Origin of the sequence: Rhodonellum sp. (assembly GCF_030656585.1) — a bacterium.
In the GTDB taxonomy this organism is placed as follows: Bacteria; Bacteroidota; Bacteroidia; order Cytophagales; family Cyclobacteriaceae; genus Rhodonellum; species Rhodonellum psychrophilum.
Genome location: NZ_JAUSPP010000017.1, coordinates 65,432 through 87,632, shown reverse-complemented (window position 1 = coordinate 87,632; position 22,201 = coordinate 65,432). Strand labels below are relative to the sequence as shown.

The 22,201-nt window shown below is 37.2% G+C and carries 16 protein-coding genes; 3 read left to right on the top strand and 13 right to left on the bottom strand.

Translation table 11 applies throughout. From position 1 onward, the window contains the following. Positions 1-121: 121 nt before the first annotated feature. From Q7J63_RS03485 to Q7J63_RS03435, 11 genes are all read right to left on the bottom strand, one after another. Positions 122-1,270, bottom strand: coding sequence for a glycosyltransferase (locus Q7J63_RS03485; protein ID WP_304883988.1), 1,149 nt, complete (start codon positions 1,268-1,270; stop codon positions 122-124). A 48-nt stretch (positions 1,271-1,318) separates the two neighbouring features. Then, positions 1,319-2,599, bottom strand: coding sequence for a hypothetical protein (locus Q7J63_RS03480; protein ID WP_304883987.1), 1,281 nt, complete (start codon positions 2,597-2,599; stop codon positions 1,319-1,321). Positions 2,600-2,659: 60 nt separating this feature from the next. Then, entirely contained in the window at positions 2,660-3,535 is an 876-nt protein-coding gene (locus Q7J63_RS03475) for a hypothetical protein (RefSeq protein ID WP_304883986.1), read from the bottom strand. A gap of 8 nt (positions 3,536-3,543) precedes the next feature. Then, positions 3,544-4,689, bottom strand: coding sequence for a hypothetical protein (locus Q7J63_RS03470; protein WP_304883985.1), 1,146 nt, complete (start codon positions 4,687-4,689; stop codon positions 3,544-3,546). A gap of 45 nt (positions 4,690-4,734) precedes the next feature. After that, positions 4,735-5,772, bottom strand: coding sequence for a pseudaminic acid synthase (gene pseI, locus Q7J63_RS03465; protein ID WP_304883984.1), 1,038 nt, complete (start codon positions 5,770-5,772; stop codon positions 4,735-4,737). Further along, positions 5,769-6,779 carry a GNAT family N-acetyltransferase gene (locus tag Q7J63_RS03460; protein WP_304883983.1) on the bottom strand — a complete coding sequence of 337 codons (1,011 nt, stop codon included), beginning with the start codon at positions 6,777-6,779 and terminating at the stop codon, positions 5,769-5,771. The genes pseI and Q7J63_RS03460 overlap by 4 nt, the downstream gene beginning before the upstream one ends. Next, positions 6,754-7,449, bottom strand: a complete 696-nt coding sequence (gene pseF, locus Q7J63_RS03455; RefSeq protein WP_304883982.1) for a pseudaminic acid cytidylyltransferase — start codon at positions 7,447-7,449, stop codon at positions 6,754-6,756. Before pseF ends, Q7J63_RS03460 begins: the two co-directional genes overlap by 26 nt. Further along, positions 7,442-8,626, bottom strand: coding sequence for a UDP-4-amino-4,6-dideoxy-N-acetyl-beta-L-altrosamine transaminase (gene pseC, locus Q7J63_RS03450; RefSeq protein WP_304883981.1), 1,185 nt, complete (start codon positions 8,624-8,626; stop codon positions 7,442-7,444). The genes pseF and pseC overlap by 8 nt, the downstream gene beginning before the upstream one ends. After that, the gene (gene pseB / locus Q7J63_RS03445; protein WP_304883980.1) at positions 8,627-9,631 is read right to left on the bottom strand and encodes a UDP-N-acetylglucosamine 4,6-dehydratase (inverting); all 1,005 of its coding nucleotides are present in this window, start codon (positions 9,629-9,631) and stop codon (positions 8,627-8,629) included. Position 9,632: 1 nt separating this feature from the next. Continuing rightward, positions 9,633-11,426 carry an ABC transporter ATP-binding protein gene (locus Q7J63_RS03440; protein ID WP_304883979.1) on the bottom strand — a complete coding sequence of 598 codons (1,794 nt, stop codon included), beginning with the start codon at positions 11,424-11,426 and terminating at the stop codon, positions 9,633-9,635. A 200-nt stretch (positions 11,427-11,626) separates the two neighbouring features. Further along, positions 11,627-12,631 (bottom strand): NAD-dependent epimerase/dehydratase family protein, encoded by a 1,005-nt coding sequence (locus Q7J63_RS03435; RefSeq protein ID WP_304883978.1) that lies wholly within the window; start codon positions 12,629-12,631, stop codon positions 11,627-11,629. A 1,073-nt stretch (positions 12,632-13,704) separates the two neighbouring features. On the opposite strand from Q7J63_RS03435, the gene Q7J63_RS03430 reads away from it, so the two are divergent. The 3 genes from Q7J63_RS03430 to Q7J63_RS03420 all read left to right on the top strand — a co-directional run bounded on the left by Q7J63_RS03430 (position 13,705) and on the right by Q7J63_RS03420 (position 16,900). Beyond that, on the top strand, positions 13,705-14,475 hold the full coding sequence (locus Q7J63_RS03430) for a DegT/DnrJ/EryC1/StrS family aminotransferase (protein WP_304883977.1): 771 nt from the start codon (positions 13,705-13,707) through the stop codon (positions 14,473-14,475). A gap of 11 nt (positions 14,476-14,486) precedes the next feature. Continuing rightward, on the top strand, positions 14,487-15,866 hold the full coding sequence (locus Q7J63_RS03425; RefSeq protein ID WP_304883976.1) for a hypothetical protein: 1,380 nt from the start codon (positions 14,487-14,489) through the stop codon (positions 15,864-15,866). A gap of 644 nt (positions 15,867-16,510) precedes the next feature. Beyond that, positions 16,511-16,900 (top strand): response regulator, encoded by a 390-nt coding sequence (locus tag Q7J63_RS03420; RefSeq protein WP_304883975.1) that lies wholly within the window; start codon positions 16,511-16,513, stop codon positions 16,898-16,900. Positions 16,901-17,611: 711 nt separating this feature from the next. Here the strand turns inward: Q7J63_RS03420 and Q7J63_RS03415 are convergent. Both Q7J63_RS03415 and Q7J63_RS03410 read right to left on the bottom strand, forming a co-directional pair. Then, complete coding sequence (locus Q7J63_RS03415; RefSeq protein ID WP_304884006.1) at positions 17,612-18,658, bottom strand: hybrid sensor histidine kinase/response regulator; 1,047 nt, start codon at positions 18,656-18,658, stop codon at positions 17,612-17,614. Between the two features lie 98 nt (positions 18,659-18,756). After that, positions 18,757-21,405, bottom strand: coding sequence for a PAS domain-containing sensor histidine kinase (locus tag Q7J63_RS03410; RefSeq protein ID WP_304883974.1), 2,649 nt, complete (start codon positions 21,403-21,405; stop codon positions 18,757-18,759). Positions 21,406-22,201 lie beyond the last annotated feature (796 nt).

The window sequence follows — 22,201 nt, the reverse complement described above, 5'->3', positions numbered from 1 at the left end:
CTATAATTTATCACTTATAATTACTGTAATACAAGGGTTTACTAAATCAAATATATTTAAAAAATATTTAGATAAGTAAATATAAAAAATTAAAAATCATTGAAGCTAATCTAATTAATAATTATAAGGAACTAAATACATTGTCCCATTTTTTATAAATATTATAAAAAGCAAACCTATCAGCATTTTGATATGCATTCTCAGATAGCCTTTTTAATTCAACGTTATTATTAGAAAGCCGTAATGTGGCATCAACATAATCTTGAATATCAAAGGATTTAATTAAAACACCATCTTCATCATGATTTATAATATCCGAAGCAGCAGAATATGAATTAAATAAAATGGGAACACATCCATAACACTGTGCTTCTACTAAAACATTACCAAACCCTTCAAACGAGGAGGTCATATGCAATATTTTTGCTTGAAGGTAGTAGTTATCTGGCTTACATTTCCCGAAAAATTTAACATTAATTAAACCATGCTCCTGACAGAAATTTTTCATCATTTTTTCCTGAGCACCATGTCCAACTACCCAAAATTGCCAGTTAGGCAATTCTTTATGTAACTTCATCCAAATCTCGAGCAACAAATCAACTCGTTTCTGACTTATTTCTAAACGACCTACAAATAAGATCACATTTTCTTTTTCTATGGTTTCAAAAGCCAATTCAGGCTTCTGAAATGGATTATTGATTCCAAATATCTTTTTATCATACTTTTTTACTCCAGGTACCAATTGATACAATTCAGGCTTGAACCTATCGGAAAGCATTACGAAAGCATCTACATTTTTTATAATATAACTCAGCTCAAATCTTTGCTTCAAAACATGATACAATAAAACTCCTTTTTGTGTGAGAGAAATGTTAAAAGCAAGTAACCTCTTTTTTTCAAGAAAATTTTTAATAATAAATTTATGATTTTGGTAAAAATTTAGAGGATTGATTCTTAATGTGTTAATTAGTTTAACACCTACGGTTAAATTCTGAATAAGAAATTTTGATAATGGAAAGGAATAACCTGCTTGATTAATTACTAAATCAATTTCTTCAGAATAAAGTATTTCTTGAAAGCGAATTGAATTTAGTCCTATATGGAATACATTAGATCCATCATAAATAGAAATGTCACATGGGGTGGAGCAGGAAATAACGATGGTTTTGTGCCTTTTGTAATTAAATATTTTTACCAGTTTCGAAGTAGACTGCTGAACCCCTCCAGCAAAAGGATCAAAGTGTTGCTCAATAAAGAAAGCTATATTCATTTATAAATATTAAAAGTATATAAAATCTTAAATAATGTGCCTTAATAATTAAAATATCAACATTAAAAAATCTCTTATAGAAAGATCGTCCTCTCCGGCCATCCATGAAACAAAGGGAGCTCCAAAAATATTGAAACTGATAGTACCAAATGCATAGGCGATATTAAAAAGAAAATAAGGGATGGCGGAAATAAGGAAAATCCATAGAGCCAGTTTGACCATTCGATTTTGAAAGCCTACTAAATTATAATCCTGATAATTAATCAGCACATTCAACGCTCCAGCAACTAGAAATGTTGCACCAATTGTTTTTCCCCTACCAGAAGCTGCTGGGTTGAAGCCGATATAATTAGACAATGCCAATAACAAAAGACCTGCTGAAATCAAAAATATTAAATTATCATCAGAATTTTTATTATTTAGGAAAATAATTAGCAGAAAAGAAAGCAATACCATACTATAATTATTATATATCGCAGGTCCGTATTTCTTATAAAAATTTCCTTTTGACGTAGTCAGATCATCTTCTGATTCCTCTATGTTATCAGGATCAATATTCGTGTATTTTTGTTTGTTATTTAACAGTTCTAAATCTGGAATAAGACCAGAAACAGACATGAAGGAAATATTTGCTGAAAATGAAAGAATGTAAATAAAGGAAATTAGAATTTTTCTTGATCTTAAAAAATAGGCAAAAACAACCGGAATGATATACAGAAAATAGGAAAAATGAATTACTGTGGATAAAAAGACAATCAATAGAAATCTTTTGTTTTTGGTAACTATATATCCATAGCTCCCGTAAAAAAAAACCCACATGCCCGTCCACATCCGCACAGAGTTCAAAGCAGAAATACTTCTGACAATTAGAAAAAGAGCGATAAATCCAAGTAACAAGGCACCCTCTTTAGACCTCGATTTGTTTTCAATCACTAAAAGAACAGATTTCGTGAAAAAATAACCCAATATTAATCCACTGAACACATGAAGCAATTCTGGTATCCCAAACACACTTCCTGCCAAAAAAGCCAGTACATGTTTGTACATATCGGTACTTACCTCTGTAGATTGAAAAGTAAGGATTTCATAGGTTTTAACAAAAAAATCGTCCAAAGACATATCCAAATAATGCAACTTAACAGATTGAAGGTGAGAATAGCCATCTGTCCCAGGAGCATAAATAAATACACTTCCCAAGAAACCGAAAAATAAGGTGCCAGAAAAGACAATAAAACGCTCATCCTTACAATTAAATACCGTATATATCGCCAATGCGGGAGATATAAGGGATAGCAAAATTTGATTCTTTATAAGATTCTTATAGGTCATTTAAGCTTCGCAGAGCAAATGTTTGATACGGAAAAATTACAGAAAAAACATATATTGCTTTCAGCACTGATCAGGAAGCTCCTTTAGTAATTTTTCTCTTATCCCAAAATAATCAATAGTCTTTTGAAATCGATCTTCCATTATATTTTTACCAGGAGTATCCTTTGGAGATGTAATTATATTTTGGGGTATCGGAATACCAAGATTAAAATTGGTGGGCATACCCAAGCAAACTTGCTGGGTGTTTTTTGCAATCGCAGCTGCCCAAAACCAAAGATCTGAACCTCTTCCTGGTACTATTTTTGTAATTGACTTTATATCAAATGCTTTAGATTCTAATGAGTTAGACGGGTAATAGATCCCTCCCCAGCCAATTAAGTAAACCTGTTTGAAGGGGGTATTGGTGTCTGCCATCCCTTTCTCTCGAAACATCATATTTAATACATTTCCCTTTCGAATCATGGTTTTTCCCACAAAGCCTACTATAGCAGATGGATAAATGAGACTTCCTTTAATTAATTCACTTAAGAGATTTGAATGATAGATAATATCATCATCTAACGTAACAACTCCTAATTCCGGATATTTCTCAACCACTGGGATTAATTTTTTGACAGCAAATGTGTTATTTTGAACCCAAATGATTTCAATTCCCTTTTTCTCTAAATTATTCAAATATAATGGAAGCTTTAGCCCAGGCCATTCTTCTTCAGACAAAACCAATATCCATTTTTTCGGCAGCACGGTCTGGTTCCTTAGGGCTTCAAAAACGGCGGGAAGCAAGTGACTCCGCTTGGGGTAAGAAGCAATGGATACCAGAAAGTCAGCACCTGAATCTATGGGAAAATTAGAATTATTATATTTTGAAAAAAAATCATGCTTTTTGAAAACAATATAATTTCTTAAAGTTACGATGTACTTAATCAAACTTTTCATCCATTTATTTAATTAACGCTTTCAAATTTGTCCAGTAGAAATAAATCATTTCGGTTTCGAACATTTACATAGTTATAAAGTCTCTCCGCTATACCCGTCGAATTATAGAATTGCAATATGATTTCCGAATTCAAAGCTTCTATACTATCTAAGCCATAACAAAATCCTTTCTGACAGTATCCATAAACATCGAAACCATGCTGATCCAAACCCGCTAAATGAACCACTGGTAACCCCGCACACAATAATTTAAGTTGAACCGCGGAGTTCCCCACGATTGCTATATCAATGCTATTTGAAAACTCTTCTATTGTCTCATCAGCAGCGGCTACGACAATCAAATCTTCCGGAAAGGATTTTGACGTTAGTTTGGAATTGGGATGCAATCGGATTTTGAACAAATCTGCTCCCAGAGATTCCTGAATTTTAATGAGGATTCTAATTTGTTCTGTATTCGCTTCAAAAAAAGCGTTGGTCGCGATTCCTACCCGCGGGATAAAGGGAGTAGACTTAAATGGCAGGACTTCGGTTTGAGGCCTGACATAGATCCTGGCGAACCTGTTTTTCTTAAGGACAGTATCCAAACCTCCCTGGTTTAGAACAGCCGCAAGCGTACAAGGATGCGGTAGGTAATTTTCGCTTGAAAATCCATCCATGTGGTGGTAATCATCCTGCCACCAAAAAACATCCCTGTTTAAAGAACTCGTAGCTGCCCATAGCATGTGTGCCGTAGGCGTAATATCGCTGATGATAATCGGAATTAAAGATTGATGTTTCTTAAGAAAGTTTTTGTACAAGCTATACCCAACGATCACCTGCAGTTCGACCAATCCAAACTTTTTTCCTTTGTAGAAAATATAGATGAGTACCGGTAGTACAGCAGACAGGTGCCAGAGAAGGCGGTGAAGTTTGGAAAAAAAACTGAGCGTCGGACGCTTTGTCCATATATCCCCAAGTTTACGATCTCCTTGACTCAACTCACTTACCACAGCAAATGACTTGGAATTTGGTTTGGGATACGCATCCAAGTAAAATTGATACGATTTATCTATTGAAACGGGAACTTCCAACAAAGGAGAAATCACCCTTAGCCATTTCATCAATACCTCACGATAGGGTTGCTTATTTCCTTGACTGGAAATAGCAGGTATCATTCTTTTTTTAGAATGACGAATCGCGATAAGCAATTGAGAATTCATTTATTGGATGATCCCGAAATGAAATCGATCGCCTTTACTCGCATCTTGAGAGGCCACTTTATTGAGACACTGGGAAAGATCCTTGGGATGCATTCCAAACCCAGGTCTGATACTCCTTACATTCTTTTCTGTAATCAACTCTCCTGCTTTGATATCTTCTACGACATACAATGACCTTGAAAAGTCCCTTCCCTTTCTCTGCTTATCAGTCAATTTGTAATCCACAACGCCTATTGCTTTTTCTGTCTCCCTTACGGCTTTCACCATTTCGGAAAACTCTGATTCGTTCATCGAAAAAGAAGCATCAGGGCCTCCTATAGATCTATCAAGAATAAAATGTTTTTCGATAATTTTTGCCCCAAAACAAGTCGCTACTACTGGTGCAGTACTCCCCATGGTATGGTCGGATAATCCAGTGATCACATTATAACGATCAGCCATATCCTTTATCATACAAATATTCGCTTCCTCAATAGGAGCGGGATAACTAGAAGTACATTTAAGAAGCGCTATATCCAGATTACCCATCCGATGGCAAGCATCCAAGGCAAGTTCAATGTCTTCACTTGTCGCTATGCCGGTAGAAATGATCACGGGTTTCCCCTTGGATGCAACATACTCTATCAAAGGAATATCAGTAATTTCAAAAGAAGCAATTTTATACGCAGGTGTATGAAGACTTTCTAGAAAATCCACCGCTGTTTTATCAAAAGGGGAACTGAAGCAAATTAATCCTACCTCTCTGGCCATATCAAATAATGCTTGATGCCAATCCCATGGGGTATGCGCTTCTTGGTAAAGTTGATAAAGATTTTTCCCTTCCCAAATAGTGCCTTTGATCAGGAAATCCTCCTTATTACAATCTATTGTGATGGTGTCGGCCGTATAGGTTTGTAATTTAATACAATCAGCTCCGGCTCGTTTTGCCGCTTTTATCGTTTCAATAGCTGTCTCAAGACTTCCATTGTGGTTGGCCGAAAGTTCCGCTATAATAAAAACGGGAGATTTCTGGTCTATACTGTAGTTTCCTATTTTCATTTATAAATTAATTCTTTTTGAAATTCTAAAAGTGGATGCTGTTTATTGATCAATTGAAATCCTAGCTTTTCAAAAATCTTTTTGGAAGCAATATTTTCATGATCAACGAATCCAATTAATTTTTTGACTTTAGGGAAATTAAGTTTAATGTAATCCAATATAAGTTCTACAATTTTCTTCCCCAAACCCTTTTGATATTGATTAGGATCAATCAAATAGCTAATAATTCCGTCCCCATCTTTTAAATCAACTCGAATTGAACCAACAGCAGTATTTCCTTCCATCAAGATTTGATAAATACATTGAACATCTGTCAATTTGCTTTCAAACCAAAAATCATGACGTTCCTTGCTTATATAATCTTTATTGATGGAGTGTTTTCGCGTATCAGGATTATTTGCCCATTGAAAAGTTAAATCTAGGTCATCCGTTGATACATCTCTCAAAAAAATAATTTTGTTTGTTTTCGAATGAATCAGAACATCAATATAACGGCCTTCAAACAAGCAATGCTCTCCCAATCTTGCCTCATCTTTAAAATTCGCTTTTTCAAGTGCTACATAGAGCTTTGGTCTCAAATCAAAAGCATAAGTGAAAATTTTATGAAGGTCTAAGTCCTCAAAAGCAACCTTTTCAATCAGCTTTATAAAATTTATCCAGTGGAATTCAAAGTGTTTTTCTTCCAAAGAAGTATCCATAATAAAGGACAATTCAGCATTTCGATCTACCCAATTGATATGCACCAATCCCCCATAGCCTATGCAAGTATCCCCTTCTAAATAGGAAAACAAAATCTGATTGGGTTGTACCTGCACAAAAAGTTTTGAAACCACCTCCTTAAAATAATTGTCTTGTTCCTTTTCTGATAAGAGTTTGTTTTGACGGAGATGGTAAATCTGCTTGTTTCGCCACTTCATGATATCATAACGGTCACCATAGCGGAGTGGAACAAGGGTGAATTTACCCATTGAAAAAACTTGCCTACTTAAGGCTTTGTAAGTAACCATATTTTAGTTCTGCAATATGCCAATCCTGTTCATTATCTATGTCTTGTACCTGTAAGGACGAGAGCTCAATCCCAATCGTATTTTCAGTAAAAACCTTACTAGTTTTTAAAAACTTATCCACATCAAACCAATACCATTGACCTGCATCATGATAAACTGGTTCCAAATCCTGAGAACGGGTATTGAGATGTTCTTTCCAAATCATTTCTGCTTTATTATTCCTGTTTTTCCTCAATCCCCTCCATACTGGGTACTCAAATGCCACCATTGGAAGAACAGAATCTGCATCACATTCAATAAGTTTTTGGAAACCTTTTTGAAGGATTTGAGAATTTGTAAATGGGGCTGTCGGATAAATACAACAGGCAGCACTGAAAATGGTATTTAATCCAATGAAATTATTCAACACTTCCTCCAGTACATCAGCAGTGGTTGCATAGTCATCTGAATTTTGGACTGATCGCATAAATGGGACTTCTGCACCGTATTTCTTTGCCACTTCTGCAATTTCCGGGTCATCCGTTGACACGATCACCTTTGAAAAAACACCTGATTCCAAAGCTGCTTCTATACTATAGGCAATAATTGGCTTACCCAAAAAATCCTTGATATTTTTTCTGGGAATACGTTTGCTTCCTCCCCGGGCGGGAATGATACAGAGATTAGCCATGGTAATAAGCTTTAATGGTTTGAATCACATACTCCTGTTCCACTTCGGTCAGCATAGGAAACATCGGCAAGCTGATGCAGTTTCGATAATATTCCTCAGCATTTGGCAGATCGCCTTCTTTCCATCCAAACTGACGGTAATAAGGCATCAAATGGGTGGGGATATAATGAATCTGGGCGAAAATCTTATTTTCACGCAAATGATTGTAAAGGCCTAATCTATCATTCACTTCTATCACATACAAATGATAGGCGTGGCCTTCTACTATTCCTGATTGACCTTTGATAAAGTCTTTTCCTTCAAAGGCATTGAAGTATGTTTTGGCGATTTCACGTCTTCTTTCCAATCCTTTGTCCGCTCGAGCCAATTGGCTCAAGCCCAAGGCAGCCTGAAAATCCGTCAGGCGGTAGTTAAATCCCAATTCCTGCATTTCCATATACCAGGCAGGATAGGAAGTTTCCCCTCCAGCAAATTCTATGGAATTTTCATAGCTGGATTCTTCTTTGGTAATTCCGTGGGTTCTTAACTTCAATAATTTTTTATACAGGGCTATATCGTTGGTCGTGATCATCCCCCCTTCCCCCGCAGCGATATGCTTCACTGGATGGAACGAAAAAATGGCCAAATCAGCAAAATTCCCATTGCCACAATTTTGCTTCTGGTCTTCACTATCCATAAAATAACCACCGGGAGAATGACAGGAATCCTGGATGATCCAACAGCCGAATTCATCTGCCAATTTTCGGAAGGCTTCTAAATCAACCGCTCTACCCGCAAAATCCACAGGAATAATCCCTCTGTAGGTTCCTTTGGGGGCGGCTTCCAATAGTGTTCTTACTGAATGCATATCCAATAAATATGTAGCTGGATCTATATCAGCAAACACTACCTCTCCACCGCAATAGCGGATACAGTTGGCGGAAGCCGCAAAAGTGATCGGCGTGGTAATGACTTTATCACCTGTTTTGACACCCAATGCCAGGCAATTGAGGTGCAGGGCTGCAGTTCCATTGGCCACTGCGACCGCGTATTTGGCGCCGACGTATTTGGCAAAAGCCGCCTCAAATTCGGCAATCTTGGGACCCTGCGTTAGGTAATCAGACTTTAGGGTATCCACCACCGCCTGAATGTCTTCTTCGGTGATCTGTTGTTTGCCGTAGGGAATGGAATGTCTCATTTATGCTTCGAAAGTTAAGTCAACATGTTCTCTAATCAAACTTCTCAGGGACTCCACGGTTTCCCATTCGGTATTTTCACCCGAATTGTATTTAAAGCCTTCGGAAACTTTCGTCGCCTTGAAATTGGCGACAAACTCCTCCAATTTCCATTTATGGGTAGAAGGAAGAATCGTATAATATTTACCCAGATTCCAGGTGTAGAAAGAATCTGACTCCGTGATCATTTCTTCATGGATTTTTTCCCCCGGACGGATACCGACCACTTGTTGGGTACATTCAGGCCCCACGGCTTCGGCCACATCGCTGATTTTATAAGAGGGGATTTTTGGGACAAAAATCTCTCCGCCCCAAGAATGTTCCAGCGCATGCATCACCATATCGACTCCGCCAGTCAAAGATATATTGAATCGCGTCATATGGGGATTGGTGATCGGCAGCACTCCCCCACTCCGTTTTTTAAGAAAAAAGGGAATCACAGATCCGTTGGACCCCATGACGTTGCCATACCGCACCACCGAAAACTTGATGGGATTCCAGCCCGTGATATTATTTGCCGCCACAAAAAGTTTGTCGGAAGCCAATTTGGTGGCTCCGTAGAGATTGATTGGAGCACAGGCTTTGTCTGTTGACAAGGCGACAACGCTTTGTACACTCGTTTCAAGACTGGCATGGATGACATTTCTTGCACCGTCAATATTAGTCTTGACACATTCGTCAGGATTGTACTCAGCGATATGCACATGTTTCATAGCTGCTGCGTGAATAACATAATCAATTCCCCTGAAAGCCCTCACCAATCTTTCCCTGTCTCTGACATCCCCGATAAAAAACCTTAGTCTTGGTTCATTTGGATAGTCCTGAGCCATCTGAAACTGCTTTTGTTCATCCCGGGAGAAAATCACCACTTTTTTCACCTCTGGATATTTCTTCAAAATATGGGCAGTAAGTGCTTTTCCCAGTGAACCTGTTCCTCCGGTGATTAGAATCGATTTATTATTCAACATATCAAAGATTTTGTAAGGCTACTGAATTTTTAAATTTTTCCGAACTCTCGATCAACTCCTCAAAAGTCCCCATACTGACCATTTCCCCTTTATCCAGGACAATGATCTGATCGGCATTTTTGATGGTCGTCAAGCGATGGGCAATCGTGATAAGGGTGTACTTTCCTTTTAATTCGTCAATACATTGTTGAATGCTCCGTTCCGTTTCAGAGTCTAAGGCAGACGTAGCTTCATCCATAAATAAAAAATCGACTTCTTTGTACAATTCCCTCGCAATGGAGATGCGTTGTTTCTGCCCACCACTCAGGCTAATACCATTATTCCCCAGCCGAGAATCTTCTTTGCCTTCCAACCCGCTTACAAATTCATCAATATGTGCTTTGCGCAAGGCTTCCTGAAATCGAGCAAGGTTTTCTTTAGTTTTCTCTTCCCAAATAGTGACATTATTGAAGACGGAATCGTCAAAAACCACAGGATCTTGGGTAATATAGCCAATTCGTTTCTGAAAACTTTGGATGTTCAAATCACTAACTTTTATATCATCTATCCAGCATTCGCCTGAAGTGGGAGTAATTAAGCCGGTAACGATATTCAAAAGTGTAGTTTTTCCAGAACCACTTTCTCCAACAAATGCAACCGACTGATTCTTTTCGATTTTGAAATTGATATCCTTCAGGACAGGCCTATTTTCTGAGTACCCAAAACTTATGTGCCGTAAGGAAATTTCATTTTTAAAACCCTTGTAGGGAGTTTTACCAGTAACGGTGGGATGAGCTTTCAGATCATCTACGAAATTTGACATATTTACAAGGGAACCTGAAAATCCCAAGAACTGATTATAAGAAGTTTGCAGTGCGGTTAATGATGTCAAGGCCCTATAAAAAAAAAGTAAACTTAAAATGATGGTTCCCAATCCTCCTCCCAGTACATTGATCTGAATTAAAATCACACCCACTACTACTCCTATCATCATCGGTTCACGCAATCCCATCATAATACTGTTGAGCACACCCATTTTCCGGTTTGTCTCTTCAATATCCAATACCTTCTTTTCTAAAAAGAGAATATACTTTTGAATGGTCGATGTCGCTTTTAAATATTTAAAAAAAGCGACAACTTGAATAATATAGCCTTGAAAGGTATTGTTTCGAACAACCAATTCTGATGAAAGAATCTTTGTTTTTCGGTAAAGTGCGCCAAATAGAAAATTAGAGAGCACTCCCCCGACTGTGATCAATACAGCAAACTCTGGACTCGCCAAAAAAGCCAAACCGGCATACGCTAAAATCATGACAAACTGCTGAAGTATTGTACTATAGGTTCTAAATGATTGCATCACGCGCTCTACCTCACCACTCATCGTATTTTGAATAGCCCCAGCGTCCGCACTAACAAAAGCATTGTAATTGTAATTCGCCAATGCTCGTATAATTTCCATTCGGATTTTGGCAATAAAATACTGCTGATAAACCACTCGAACATAGCGCTCAAAAAAAGTTGCAATCCCTTTGAATACAAAAAACCCAAACATTGTAAGTAATACTACGGTCAGTGTGAGTTGAAAACCAATGTACTCCAATCCATCCAATAAAAATGATAGCTGACCTAACTTTTCTGAAGAAGCAGTGGCATTTTCATCCGCCACCAATTCCAAAAGTGGTAAGAACATCGTTAATCCCAGACCATCCAATAATCCCACAAAAATACTGGTAAGCAATAAAAATATCATGCGATATCTTAAATGCTTATAAAAATAAACAAAATCGGGCAGGAATTTTTTTAATAGAAATTTCATCTAAAAACTACTGAAATACAAAAGAATTTATAAAAACCTTAATTGATGTCATTAAATACTTTTTACTATTTTTAAATTATTACTAATATCAACCCAGATCTCTATATAAATAACCTTATTTATTAAATGAAAAGCAAACATACACATGCTTTCCATTCCTGAAATTCATATAACTGCGGAATAAAACAATCAATATTTCACTAAGCATTCACCCCAAAATTTCTCTCAATACTTGCATAAGTCATCTTCAGGCCCTCACTGAACTTGATCAGGGGATCATAATCCAGGGCTGCTGTTGCCTTGGCGATGGAGGCGAAACTGTGTTTGATGTCACCGGCACGTTCCGGTTGGTACAAGGCTTCTATGTCCCTTCCTGATATTTTTTGAAGGCTCTTGATGACTTGATTGAGGCTGATTTGCGCTCCGCAGGCGACATTGAATACGGCGTGCTGGCTCAAGGCTTTGGATGGCTCCTCGGTATCGAAGAGCAGGGCGCGGATATTGGCCTGTACGGCATTTTCCACATAGGTGAAATCCCGGGAAGTTTCCCCGTCCCCATTGATCGTGGGCGCGGTCCCCTCCAGGAAATGCTTGCAAAATACAGGAATCACCGCCGCATAGGCATTGGTGGGACTCTGTCTGGGTCCGAAAACGTTGAAGTAACGCAAGCCAATGGTATGGAACTGATAGGAGCTGCTGAATACAGCTGCATACAGCTCGTTGACCGCCTTGGTGACGGCATAGGGGGAAATGGGCTTCCCCTCCTGCCCTTCCACCTTGGGCAGGAAGGGACTGTCCCCATAAGTGCTGGAGGATGCGGCATAGACGAATCGCTTAAGTTCCGGAGAATCCTTCGCCGCTACCAGCATGTTCAAAAAGCCGGTAATGTTTACCTCATTGCTTCCAATGGGATCCACTATGGACCGGGGAACCGAACCCAAAGCGGCCTGATGGGAAATAAAATCCATCTTGTCAACCGCCTTCCGACAGGCGCCCAAATCGCGGATATCTGCCTGTATGAATTCCACGTTGGGAAGATCCAAAAAGGGTTTGATGTTGGCGAGGGATCCGGTACTCAGGTTGTCCAAAATCCTGATATGGCCTGCATCGTGCTCCACAAGGTATTCGACCAAATTGGAACCGATAAAACCGGCACCCCCGGTAACCAAAAATGAGAACTTGGATAAATTTAACTTATGAAACATGGAGTCGATCACCGCAAACAATTTTTTTTGATATAGAAACTTGAACAAATGAAATTCAACTAGCCAGCATAATGCAATTCCAAGGGTCTGGAAATACTACTCAATGGCCGAAATAAAGACCAAAGCCAAAAATCAACGAAGGGTCAACAAGGGACTGCACAGTTGAAATTTAGGATTGGGCAGAAAATATAAATAGATGCGCTTCAAATCAGGGATGCAAATATTTTAGTTGTATTCTCAATACTGCAAAACACCTACTTTCCCCAAGTATATAAAGGATTAAAGATACTCCCCTATTGATGTAGGTGATCTGGAGTGTGCATTTCGTTTCCCGATAAGGTTTTGATACGACAGCAAACCCGCCTTTCTGAGGGACAAGGTCTTGCTTCTATCGTGTTGAAAAGCAGATAAAAACCGGGGTAAACGGTCATTTTGATACAGCTTCGCCCTTTCAGTCACATGGACGTCTGCACTTGATAATATTTTTTATACATCTTCTCTCTTTCTTCACTCCACCTTTATTGACATGTTATTGATGTCATTAGAGCCTTTTCTGAAGACTTGATTTTTGAGAGATTGAGGTCTTGTTAGAAAGTGCGAAGCAAGTGAAAAAATGACAAAAGGGGATATAAATGACTTCCTAAATAAAATAAATGTATATAACTGTAAATGAAATGCCGAGACAGGAAAAGCCGATCAATAAACCGATTGTATTAAAAGAAAAAAAATACTTACACTTTATTTACTTAAACCTGCAATCCGTTTTATTACATTTTTATTTACTGTATTAAAACCGTTACAAGGGGATTAAATAAAGTGTATAAAAAAAATATCGTCAAATAGCAAAAGCTACTAAAAATTACATATTTGATGCCCAATTGCCCTGATTCAGTACTACAATGGGACAGGTACTTTTTTTCGTAAGAATGAGCCTTGGTTTTATTTGGTAAACAAAACAAAATAAAGTTCAAGACAAGACAGTAGGAAAAGTCATTTTATTTACAAACCCTGACACAGCGTTGTACAATCAATTGGTATTGTAAACATTGCATGATAGAAGACAAAAATCCCACATGCAAAAGGCAAAAAAAGAATTTAGGAAACCATCCCCCTCTCCTCCCCAGCCAAGCGGTAGGGGGCAGTGGTATGATAAAAATGCTTTCCGATCAACTTTTTTGGCTATTGAAGGTGAAAACAGTGCGGTCCTCGAACAATTCCCAAAAAAATTTACGGGTAGCGGAAAGGTCCCCGACCCCCATACAGGAGACGAAAGTATCCACCTGGCCTTGATGGCTGCTGGAGTTGGCGGGATAGATTTCGTCATTTCACACACCTTTGCCGCAGGCCCAAATCCGATCCGATACCAAGACGCCCTACCCCTATTCGTGGACAGGGAAACCAGCACCTGGACAGGGGAAACGGGGAATAGGGCGAAAGAATTGGCTCCAAAGACAAAAGAGGATTATGCCCATGCTGAACACAGCAGCATCGGGCAGGACCGTCGCGTCTCCACCTTGCTGGCGGGTACCGGCGTCACCTTCCTACCAGAACCTCAAAGCCCCAACCACAATCACCGGTCAACAAGGGTGTCGTTTGACCCCATCAAGAACGCAAATCATTGTACAGGTATATCAAGGCCACAGTGCTCTTTCCTGCACATGGACCCAATACCCCATTGGAAAGCCCTGCACTTCCCGACTGTCCAAAAAGGCTTTTCTTTTTTCGCAAACCAACTATCCATCCAACAAGAGATTTGTTTGTCTTTGGCAAGCGGACGGGATTCTGGGGATAGCCAATGGGTTTTAGGAAAAAGCAACACATTCGCCCTAGGCAACAAAATTTAACGCTCCACCCTATGAAATCTTTTTTCCTCAACTCCGTACTTCCCGAATTATTTTTGAATCCTGACTTGACAAAAGAATTTTATCTGCCTTTCAATATTTCGGGGATTTTGATTGCGGTAGAAAGGCAAATGTGCCGACCTGTTTGGATCACGACATCACTGCTACATCTTACGGGAAAAGAAGTCTTCCTGGAAAAAAAAAGCATGCCCAGGGTAGATTTCCTGATCAACAATCAAATCATTCCGAATTTCACATACGGGGATTTTACAAAACAGATTGACCTCACCAAAGCAAAGGGGATAGAAGTAAGGGCTGAGTTTTCGGAACCTAAGGATTTGGACCATGAACCCCATGTGTCGATTCAGCTCGAATATGAGCCCAGATTCCTGCCCGTATTCAAGAAAAACAAAGTCGTATCACATGTTTTGTTTTACCTAGAGGCTAAAAAAGAAGATAGGAAATTCCTTTTCAATCAACAGCGATCAATGATTGAAGAAATCGATAAATTAAAAACGATAAACCACCAGCTTTTATCATTCAACAAACATCCGGTGATTGAGGTGAATGGTTATTTGAAAATCGAAAACTTCAACAAAGGTTTGGAATTGCTGTTTCCCAATTTGAAGAACCATAGAAAAAGCAATTTCTTGGACCTTTGGAGCCAAACCAACCAAACAAAAATCGCCGAAAAACTTTATTTGGTAAGAATCAGTCAGGAGGAGGAGCTATTGGTCTTTGAGGAAATGAATGCGCAAATAAAAAAATTAAAGTTAAAGTTCCACAATATCCATAGACCGAACACCAACAATTCATCCATCTTGATTTCGATCGAAAATCTTAACCAGGACAATGACCGAAACAAAGAATTGACAAAAAAGGCATTTTTGCTTCAATGCACACAAATGCTTTCTTTCGAGTTGGAGGAAAATGAAGCGAATTTTTTGAGAAAGTCAAGCCAGTATATTGTTCAACATTTTGATTTGAATGCCATGTACTTTCTTGAATTCAACCAAATATCCACGCAGAAAACGCTGATCTCTTTTCCAAAAACAAAGGAAGAAGGGATTGCCTACAAAACATACCAATCCCATCAAACACATTTTCTGCCAGTGACAAAAAGAAATATAAAACACGTTTTAAGCAATAAGGTATTTTCTGAGGAAACAAATTTGGCAATGGTCTTCGAGGAATCCCAGTATTTATTGGGGGTACCGATCTATGAACAAGACAGCCAAATTGGAATAATGGTCTATCCATGTACTTCCAAAAAAATAGACATAGATGCTGTCTATCAATTATACAGTTTGACTACAATATTCTACAAAATATACAGCTACCAAAACAGACTCAATGGGAGTGCCTTAGCAATCCCATTCAACCTGGTTAATTAAAAAAACAATAAGAACATGATGAAAAACAAGCACTTGTCGATCAGATTGATAAAATCACGCCGCTTGCAACAAGAGTTTCCTTAGAAAATGATAACAAAGAGTGCTGATCAGGGAAATTCGAGCATTTGGACGATGAGGAATAGTCCAATAGGGAAGAGTCAAAAAAAGTATACATGCGACTGATTATTTAGCAATTTCAGGCCGGACCTGAATGAACAGAAAATCAATTCGTTTTGACTATGAAAGACTCCATCTTATTGGTGTTATAAATTATTGTCTCAAGTACCTGATTTTCTTTCAGTTTCTACCCCATTTGGAAACCTTTTGCATATTACGGATTGAATTGAAGCTCCACCAATCACCACTATCGGGCAATTGGAGCCTGCGTATAAACCCTTGCGCACCTAACATTTCCTCAATTCAGCTTCCGTAACGCTTTAATATCATCAGTTCTATCGCTATAATTAACTTCTAAGTTTCCCAATTACAACAGCGGGTAGCGTGGTCACAAAAATCAAATTTTGATTTGGCTTAGCTTTTGCTAATCGTTCTATCCCATTGAAAAAGTAAAGAAAAAATCAGAATTATTTAAAATAGAGTTTGATTACTTGCTTATTTCCCAAAAAGTCTTCAAAAACGAAAACATGCCTGAATCACTTGCAAAAAAAATACTGATCGTAGAGGACGATTTATTTTTGGGTCTGATCACACAAAAATACCTGAGTAAATTGGGATTTGAGGTCGCAACAGAAGTAAATGGACAGTTAGGTTTGGATCACCTACACGCTACGGATAAATTGCCGGATTTGATCCTGACCGATATAATGATGCCCATCATGAATGGTCTTGAGTTTCTTGAAAACATCAAAAAAGATGAAAAATATAAAAACATACCGGTGTATGCCATCACCTCAATGGCGGAGGAATTGATGGAGGACAAAAAGAATATTGGTTTTGAAAAAATCATCATAAAACCATTCTCCTTGTTGGATTTGTCCATAGAGATCAACACCAGGTTAAAGAAAGAGCAATGACAAACTTCCACAACATCCACAAGGATGGTTACACTCCCGACCAAAAGACTAAGTTGCTCCGTTAATTTATTTGTTCAGTACTGTTTTGCTTCACTGCCATTTCAGTTGCTGTCAAATACATATCTCCCAGCGATAACCTTGTGGGAGGACGTACCTTTTGGTTATAAAAATGCCATCTGGTTTTGTAGACCATTTTCCAACTCTTAGCCATCAGCGCAAGAGTTTTGGTAGAGCTATACTTATTTGATGGACCTTCAGAACCTTTCCATATAGATCTTGTCCGAGGCCCGGCCCCTTCCATCCACGGAGACCCTTATCGCATGTTTTTCAAGGTTAGCAATCCACCAAATTGAAAATGTAAAGGGACTGCCTTGGTCGGAGTTGCCGGTTTCCTCCGGATCTGAAGGGCTTCCTGAAGGACTTATTTGCACTTATTGGCAACATGTCTGGTGAAAAGCCCAAGAAAAAAATCCTCCTGCCGTGTACATCCATCATGGTTTTGAGGCAAAAAAACCTTTGCAATCGGGATGTAATTGATATCGATACCCCATACCTGGTTGGGTATTTGGATCTTGAGAATTCTGAGCAAATATGGCCTAGTGTATTCCCTTAAACCCGTCTTATGCATTGCAAACTCAATTCAATCTTGTAATTAACTGATATTTTTGACTTCCCCCTAAAAGCTTAATAAAACCGGGCATACTTAGGTTTTTATGCCTTTCGAAAATCCAGTGTAACTTTAAATCTAAGATCTTCTTCAATTTCACATGCAAAAATAACACCTTGAATGTGTGCAATTCTTTTACATATATAAAGACCTAAGCCTAACCCTTGTTGTTCAATAAATGCTCTGTTAATTTGGCTGAAGGGCGCTGGATCATAAAATCCCTTTTCACTAAATACATCTTGTTGATTGGATACACAGAAAACCTCTCCTTCATAAAGGACTTCAATGGAACTGCCCAGGCGCGCAAATTTTAAAGCATTTTCAATGAACTCGATAATGTTATAATTGAAAAACTTCAAGTCAAAAGAAATGGGATTGACGGAATCCCAGCCAATTACGGTCAACTTATCATAATGATCTTTAGCGATTTTCTGAAAAAGTTCTAAATCGAAAACAAAATTTGACGGTGCGAGGGTCAAGGTATCCAACCGATTGTAAACAGAAAGTTTATTCAAACTTTCATTGATTCTATTTGCAGACTGCCTCCCAACCTGGATCAATTCCAAAAGCTCAGCTTTATCAAGGTCCTCCAACATGGTTTCCATTAACTCAAAGATGGAAAGAACACCTGCCAAGGGAGTGCGGAATTCATGAAAAGTAATTTTCCGATCCTCTTTCAGCGCCAGGTCAAGTCTATACTTCGCCCAAACTTCGCGCTTTTTCTTTTTTTCCAAACTGGAATACACTGCATTCCACAATGTTTTGGCAGAAACTGGTTTGACCAAATAATCATCAGCACCTTGTTCTATGCCAAATCTTTGCTCTTCTTTGCTGATTTTGCCAGAAATTAGAATCAGTGGCGTGTTTTCCAATCCCACCCTGAGCTTGATTGTGGATAGGAGGCTAAGTCCATCCAATTGTGGCATTGAGATATCAGAGATGATCACGTCAAAATCAATATCTTCCAGGATTTCAAGTGCTTCCCTCCCATTCAAAGCAGTCCAAACATTCATTTTATTGTACTCTAAAATTTCTTTAAAATTAGAAAGTAAATCTATGTCATCTTCTATAATTAAAACTTTACTATTCATCATACTTCTTTAAAAATTAAAGATTACAAAAATATTTATAACAATAAATCCATATATAAATTAAACGAGAAATATAATAAACTAATTTACCGCCAATTTTAATTGACATGAAGGATAAAGGTTGTTTTTTGATTCACTACTGAATCAACTTTAATAGTATAGTTTAATTTTTTACATATTTCCATAACAATGGATAAACCAAGACCTGTTCCTTTAACAGAACCACTATTGGAAGCCCTGAAAAAAGAATTAAAAACCAGTGGAATTTCTTTTTCAGGTATTCCCAGCCCAAAATCCGTAACTTTAATTATTTTATGATTTGCACCAAAATCAACTTCAACTAAGCAGTTCTTATCACTACCCGAAAATTTAATCGCGTTGGTCAAAAGATTATTGATAAGGTATTCAAACAAAACAATATCTGTTTGGAATTTAAACCCCGATCCTGCCCTAAGTAATTGAATTTTTCTGCCCGATAAAGTGGAATTGATTTCGTCTATAATATTTTCAAGAAACTCGTCCAAAGATATATTCTCTAAATTAAGGTTTTTGTCCGTAAAGGATGTCCTTTCCATAATAAGAATATCGTCCAACAGCAGTACAATTTTATTGAGTTGTTTGGAGATTTTAGAAGAATGATTGAGAACCTTGTTCCGGAGATCTAGATTTTCAATTGAATCTGAATGTATTTCAATCATATCTATTGAACTGGATGCCACAGCAATTGGCGTTCTAAATTCATGAGAAGTCATTGAAATAAACCTGGATTTAACAAGATTAAGCTCTTTTTCTCTTTGGAGGTTTTCAAGGGTAGAGACCATCCATCTTCTTTCCGAAGTAACGTCCTGAATAATTCCTTTCATGTAAAATTTGGAGTCCGAAGATTCGAAAACTCTTCCAATTATCCTTGCCCACCTGTTGGGCGATGGATGCACCTTCAGCTTAACGACCCTGTCAAAATAGTTCTCCTCTTTAGATGCTTTTACTATCAGATTATGCAATTCGGTTAAATCTCCAAATTCGAACAAATCGGATAAGCTGTGTTTGTTATACCCCTGATAATCTGCCGGAAACCCTAAAATAGTAAGAGCGATACTAGAAATCACATCAATATCCAAATTAAAATCTTGGTTGATTTTTAAAGAGAAACTCCCAATATTGGCCAGTTTGTAACTTTGATTCAAGAGTTCAATTAAATTTTCTTGTTCTCTAATTGATTTTTTCAAAACACTTAAATCTTCAAGGAGAATGGTATATTCTCTTTCATTACACTCAAAAATAAAATAAACCCTTATATGGAGATCTCCATTTTCAAACTCCAAAAAATCATTTCCATCCAAATAACTTTTATTTTTTACTGAATACCTATTCAGAACAGAATTTATAAGATTGACCAACATGTTCTCACCATATAAACCTATAAACTGTTTGACTCTATCATTAGACAGCAAAATATTTCCGGAATTGTTTACAATTAATATTGGAAGCGGAGAATTCTCAAACAAATTCACATATCTTCTTTTTTGACCATCTAAAAGAGAAGAAAATCGATCTCTTTTTCTTTTACCGATTATATAAACTGTGAAAGTTATAAAAATAATAAAAATTATAAATAAATATATACTACTGTATAATGAACTCAGATATTGCCGATTTCTTAGTTCTATATTTTCTTTGACTCTGTTCTTGTTGACAATTACGCTAAATTTGAATTCATTATTATCATAAAAATTTAACCCCTTGTTGATTGACTTGAGTTCTAAAAATTTTTTCATTTCACCTTTTACATTCGAAACATCATTCTTAGTGATATTTAAATTAATAAGGTCGATAAAAACTGAATCAGAATAATTTTCTGCATAAGAAATATAGGGGTCGTTTTTAGCATAGTTTAAATAATATTCTGAAGAATCAAAATCATCCAAGTGATGAAATACTTTACCCAAATAAAAAAGAGTTTCAATGAAGGCCGTTTTATTTCTATTTTCTTTTAATTCTAAAGATTTTCTCTTAGCTAAATTCAAATCATCAAGAGCAAGATGACATAATCCGGATTGAATTAATATTTTGGCGCGTAAATTTAAAAAAAAGATGTATAGGGATATGTTTTCTTTAACACTCTCCTGATGGATGGCTGAATCCACAATTTCTTGAGATTTTTCCCATTTACCATTTTCAAATAAAATATTGGCATAATTGTACGCTGTCACACTTATTCGTTCAGGAATACCCTGTTTTGCAAAAAAATCAAATGCTTTTTTAAAATGAAACTCGCCTTTATCCCGCTGATTAAAATCCCTGTAAATATGACCATAAGAAATATTTGCATCTGCCAATCCAACCGAATCTTTCATTTCCTCAAACAGTTCAATTGAAAGCTCCAGATATTCAATACTGGTCAAATAATCTTTATCCAGAAATGTGACGATGGAGTTTAACCGATAGGAATCCGCTTGCCCTTTTTTATAATTAATCTCTAAGGACTCAATCAAAGCCTGCGTAGCCAAATCTCCTGAAGTAGACCTTTCAATATATGCCAAATCCCTGGCAACCAAAATAAGAGAATCAATTCTTGCTATTTTTTCAATCTCTTGATTTGACCTAATAGAAAAAATCATGACAAAAAAAACAGAAGCCAATATTAAAAAACCTGCGATGAAAAACCCTTTATGAAATTTTATTTTTTCTTTAATTCTTAGAAAGATGCTTGATTTTTCATTCATTAGGAATGCAATATTTTTTTTCAAACTGTTATTTATAAATTGAAAGCTATAAAAAAATAGTGCTGATACCTTTTTTTTGCGTTTAAAAGTAAATGAAGTGTGCTGTATTTAAATTCAAAACCTTAATCTATTTTATGAATCATAATTAAATAAGGTTTATATATCAATAAACAGCATTTTTTAATTTTAAGTCAAAATAACAAAAGGTCGTTTTATGGACATGCACAATAAAATCCAAGTAAAAAAAGTTTTCACCTTCCAAAACAACTTCTCCTAAGTGAGTTCAATGGTCTAGCTTTATTACTTCCCCAAAATGAGGCCGGAATTTGATTGGGAAAACCTTTTAGTTTGATCTGGAAGGAAAAGGCTTGATCCGATTTTCAACCCGAATTTCAAGACATGGAAAAAGTAACGTAAAGCATCAAACTTAAAGCAAGTTAGATGGAATATGCATTGGATTTTCTAATGGGCTTAAAGATGCAAGAAAATGCGGCTATTTGGAGAAAAAGGAATCTTACGGAATTGCGAAAATTAAAAACAATGAAAAAGCCTGATTATAGAGCAATTTCAGGCAGTTATGGAGGGGCATGCCTAATGGGGGGTTTAACCCGTTCTATTGTTGCGAATGCCTCTCAACACTTTATATATCTGATAATTAATTAGTCCTTTGTTGACTTATATTGACTTCATCATATCAGTGTCAGGAATTGGTCTCCCAATTTTATGATTTTCTTTCAATTTCAATCCCAATTGGAAACCTATTGCATATTTCCATCTAACTTAATCAAGTTAGATGCCCTACGTTACTTTTCCGCTGTCT

Excerpts from the sequence above, each read along its gene's own strand:
- pseB (WP_304883980.1), bottom strand. The coding sequence starts at position 9,631 with ATGTTGAATAATAAATCGATTCTAATCACCGGAGGAACAGGTTCACTG.
- pseC (WP_304883981.1), bottom strand. The coding sequence starts at position 8,626 with ATGAGACATTCCATTCCCTACGGCAAACAACAGATCACCGAAGAAGAC.
- Q7J63_RS03430 (WP_304883977.1), top strand. The coding sequence starts at position 13,705 with ATGCAAAAGGCAAAAAAAGAATTTAGGAAACCATCCCCCTCTCCTCCC.
- Q7J63_RS03470 (WP_304883985.1), bottom strand. The coding sequence starts at position 4,689 with ATGATACCTGCTATTTCCAGTCAAGGAAATAAGCAACCCTATCGTGAG.
- Q7J63_RS03480 (WP_304883987.1), bottom strand. The coding sequence starts at position 2,599 with ATGACCTATAAGAATCTTATAAAGAATCAAATTTTGCTATCCCTTATA.
- pseF (WP_304883982.1), bottom strand. The coding sequence starts at position 7,449 with ATGGCTAATCTCTGTATCATTCCCGCCCGGGGAGGAAGCAAACGTATT.
- Q7J63_RS03440 (WP_304883979.1), bottom strand. The coding sequence starts at position 11,426 with ATGAAATTTCTATTAAAAAAATTCCTGCCCGATTTTGTTTATTTTTAT.
- Q7J63_RS03475 (WP_304883986.1), bottom strand. The coding sequence starts at position 3,535 with ATGAAAAGTTTGATTAAGTACATCGTAACTTTAAGAAATTATATTGTT.
- Q7J63_RS03435 (WP_304883978.1), bottom strand. The coding sequence starts at position 12,631 with ATGTTTCATAAGTTAAATTTATCCAAGTTCTCATTTTTGGTTACCGGG.
- pseI (WP_304883984.1), bottom strand. The coding sequence starts at position 5,772 with ATGAAAATAGGAAACTACAGTATAGACCAGAAATCTCCCGTTTTTATT.
- Q7J63_RS03485 (WP_304883988.1), bottom strand. The coding sequence starts at position 1,270 with ATGAATATAGCTTTCTTTATTGAGCAACACTTTGATCCTTTTGCTGGA.
- Q7J63_RS03425 (WP_304883976.1), top strand. The coding sequence starts at position 14,487 with ATGAAATCTTTTTTCCTCAACTCCGTACTTCCCGAATTATTTTTGAAT.
- Q7J63_RS03415 (WP_304884006.1), bottom strand. The coding sequence starts at position 18,658 with ATGAATAGTAAAGTTTTAATTATAGAAGATGACATAGATTTACTTTCT.
- Q7J63_RS03420 (WP_304883975.1), top strand. The coding sequence starts at position 16,511 with ATGCCTGAATCACTTGCAAAAAAAATACTGATCGTAGAGGACGATTTA.
- Q7J63_RS03460 (WP_304883983.1), bottom strand. The coding sequence starts at position 6,779 with ATGGTTACTTACAAAGCCTTAAGTAGGCAAGTTTTTTCAATGGGTAAA.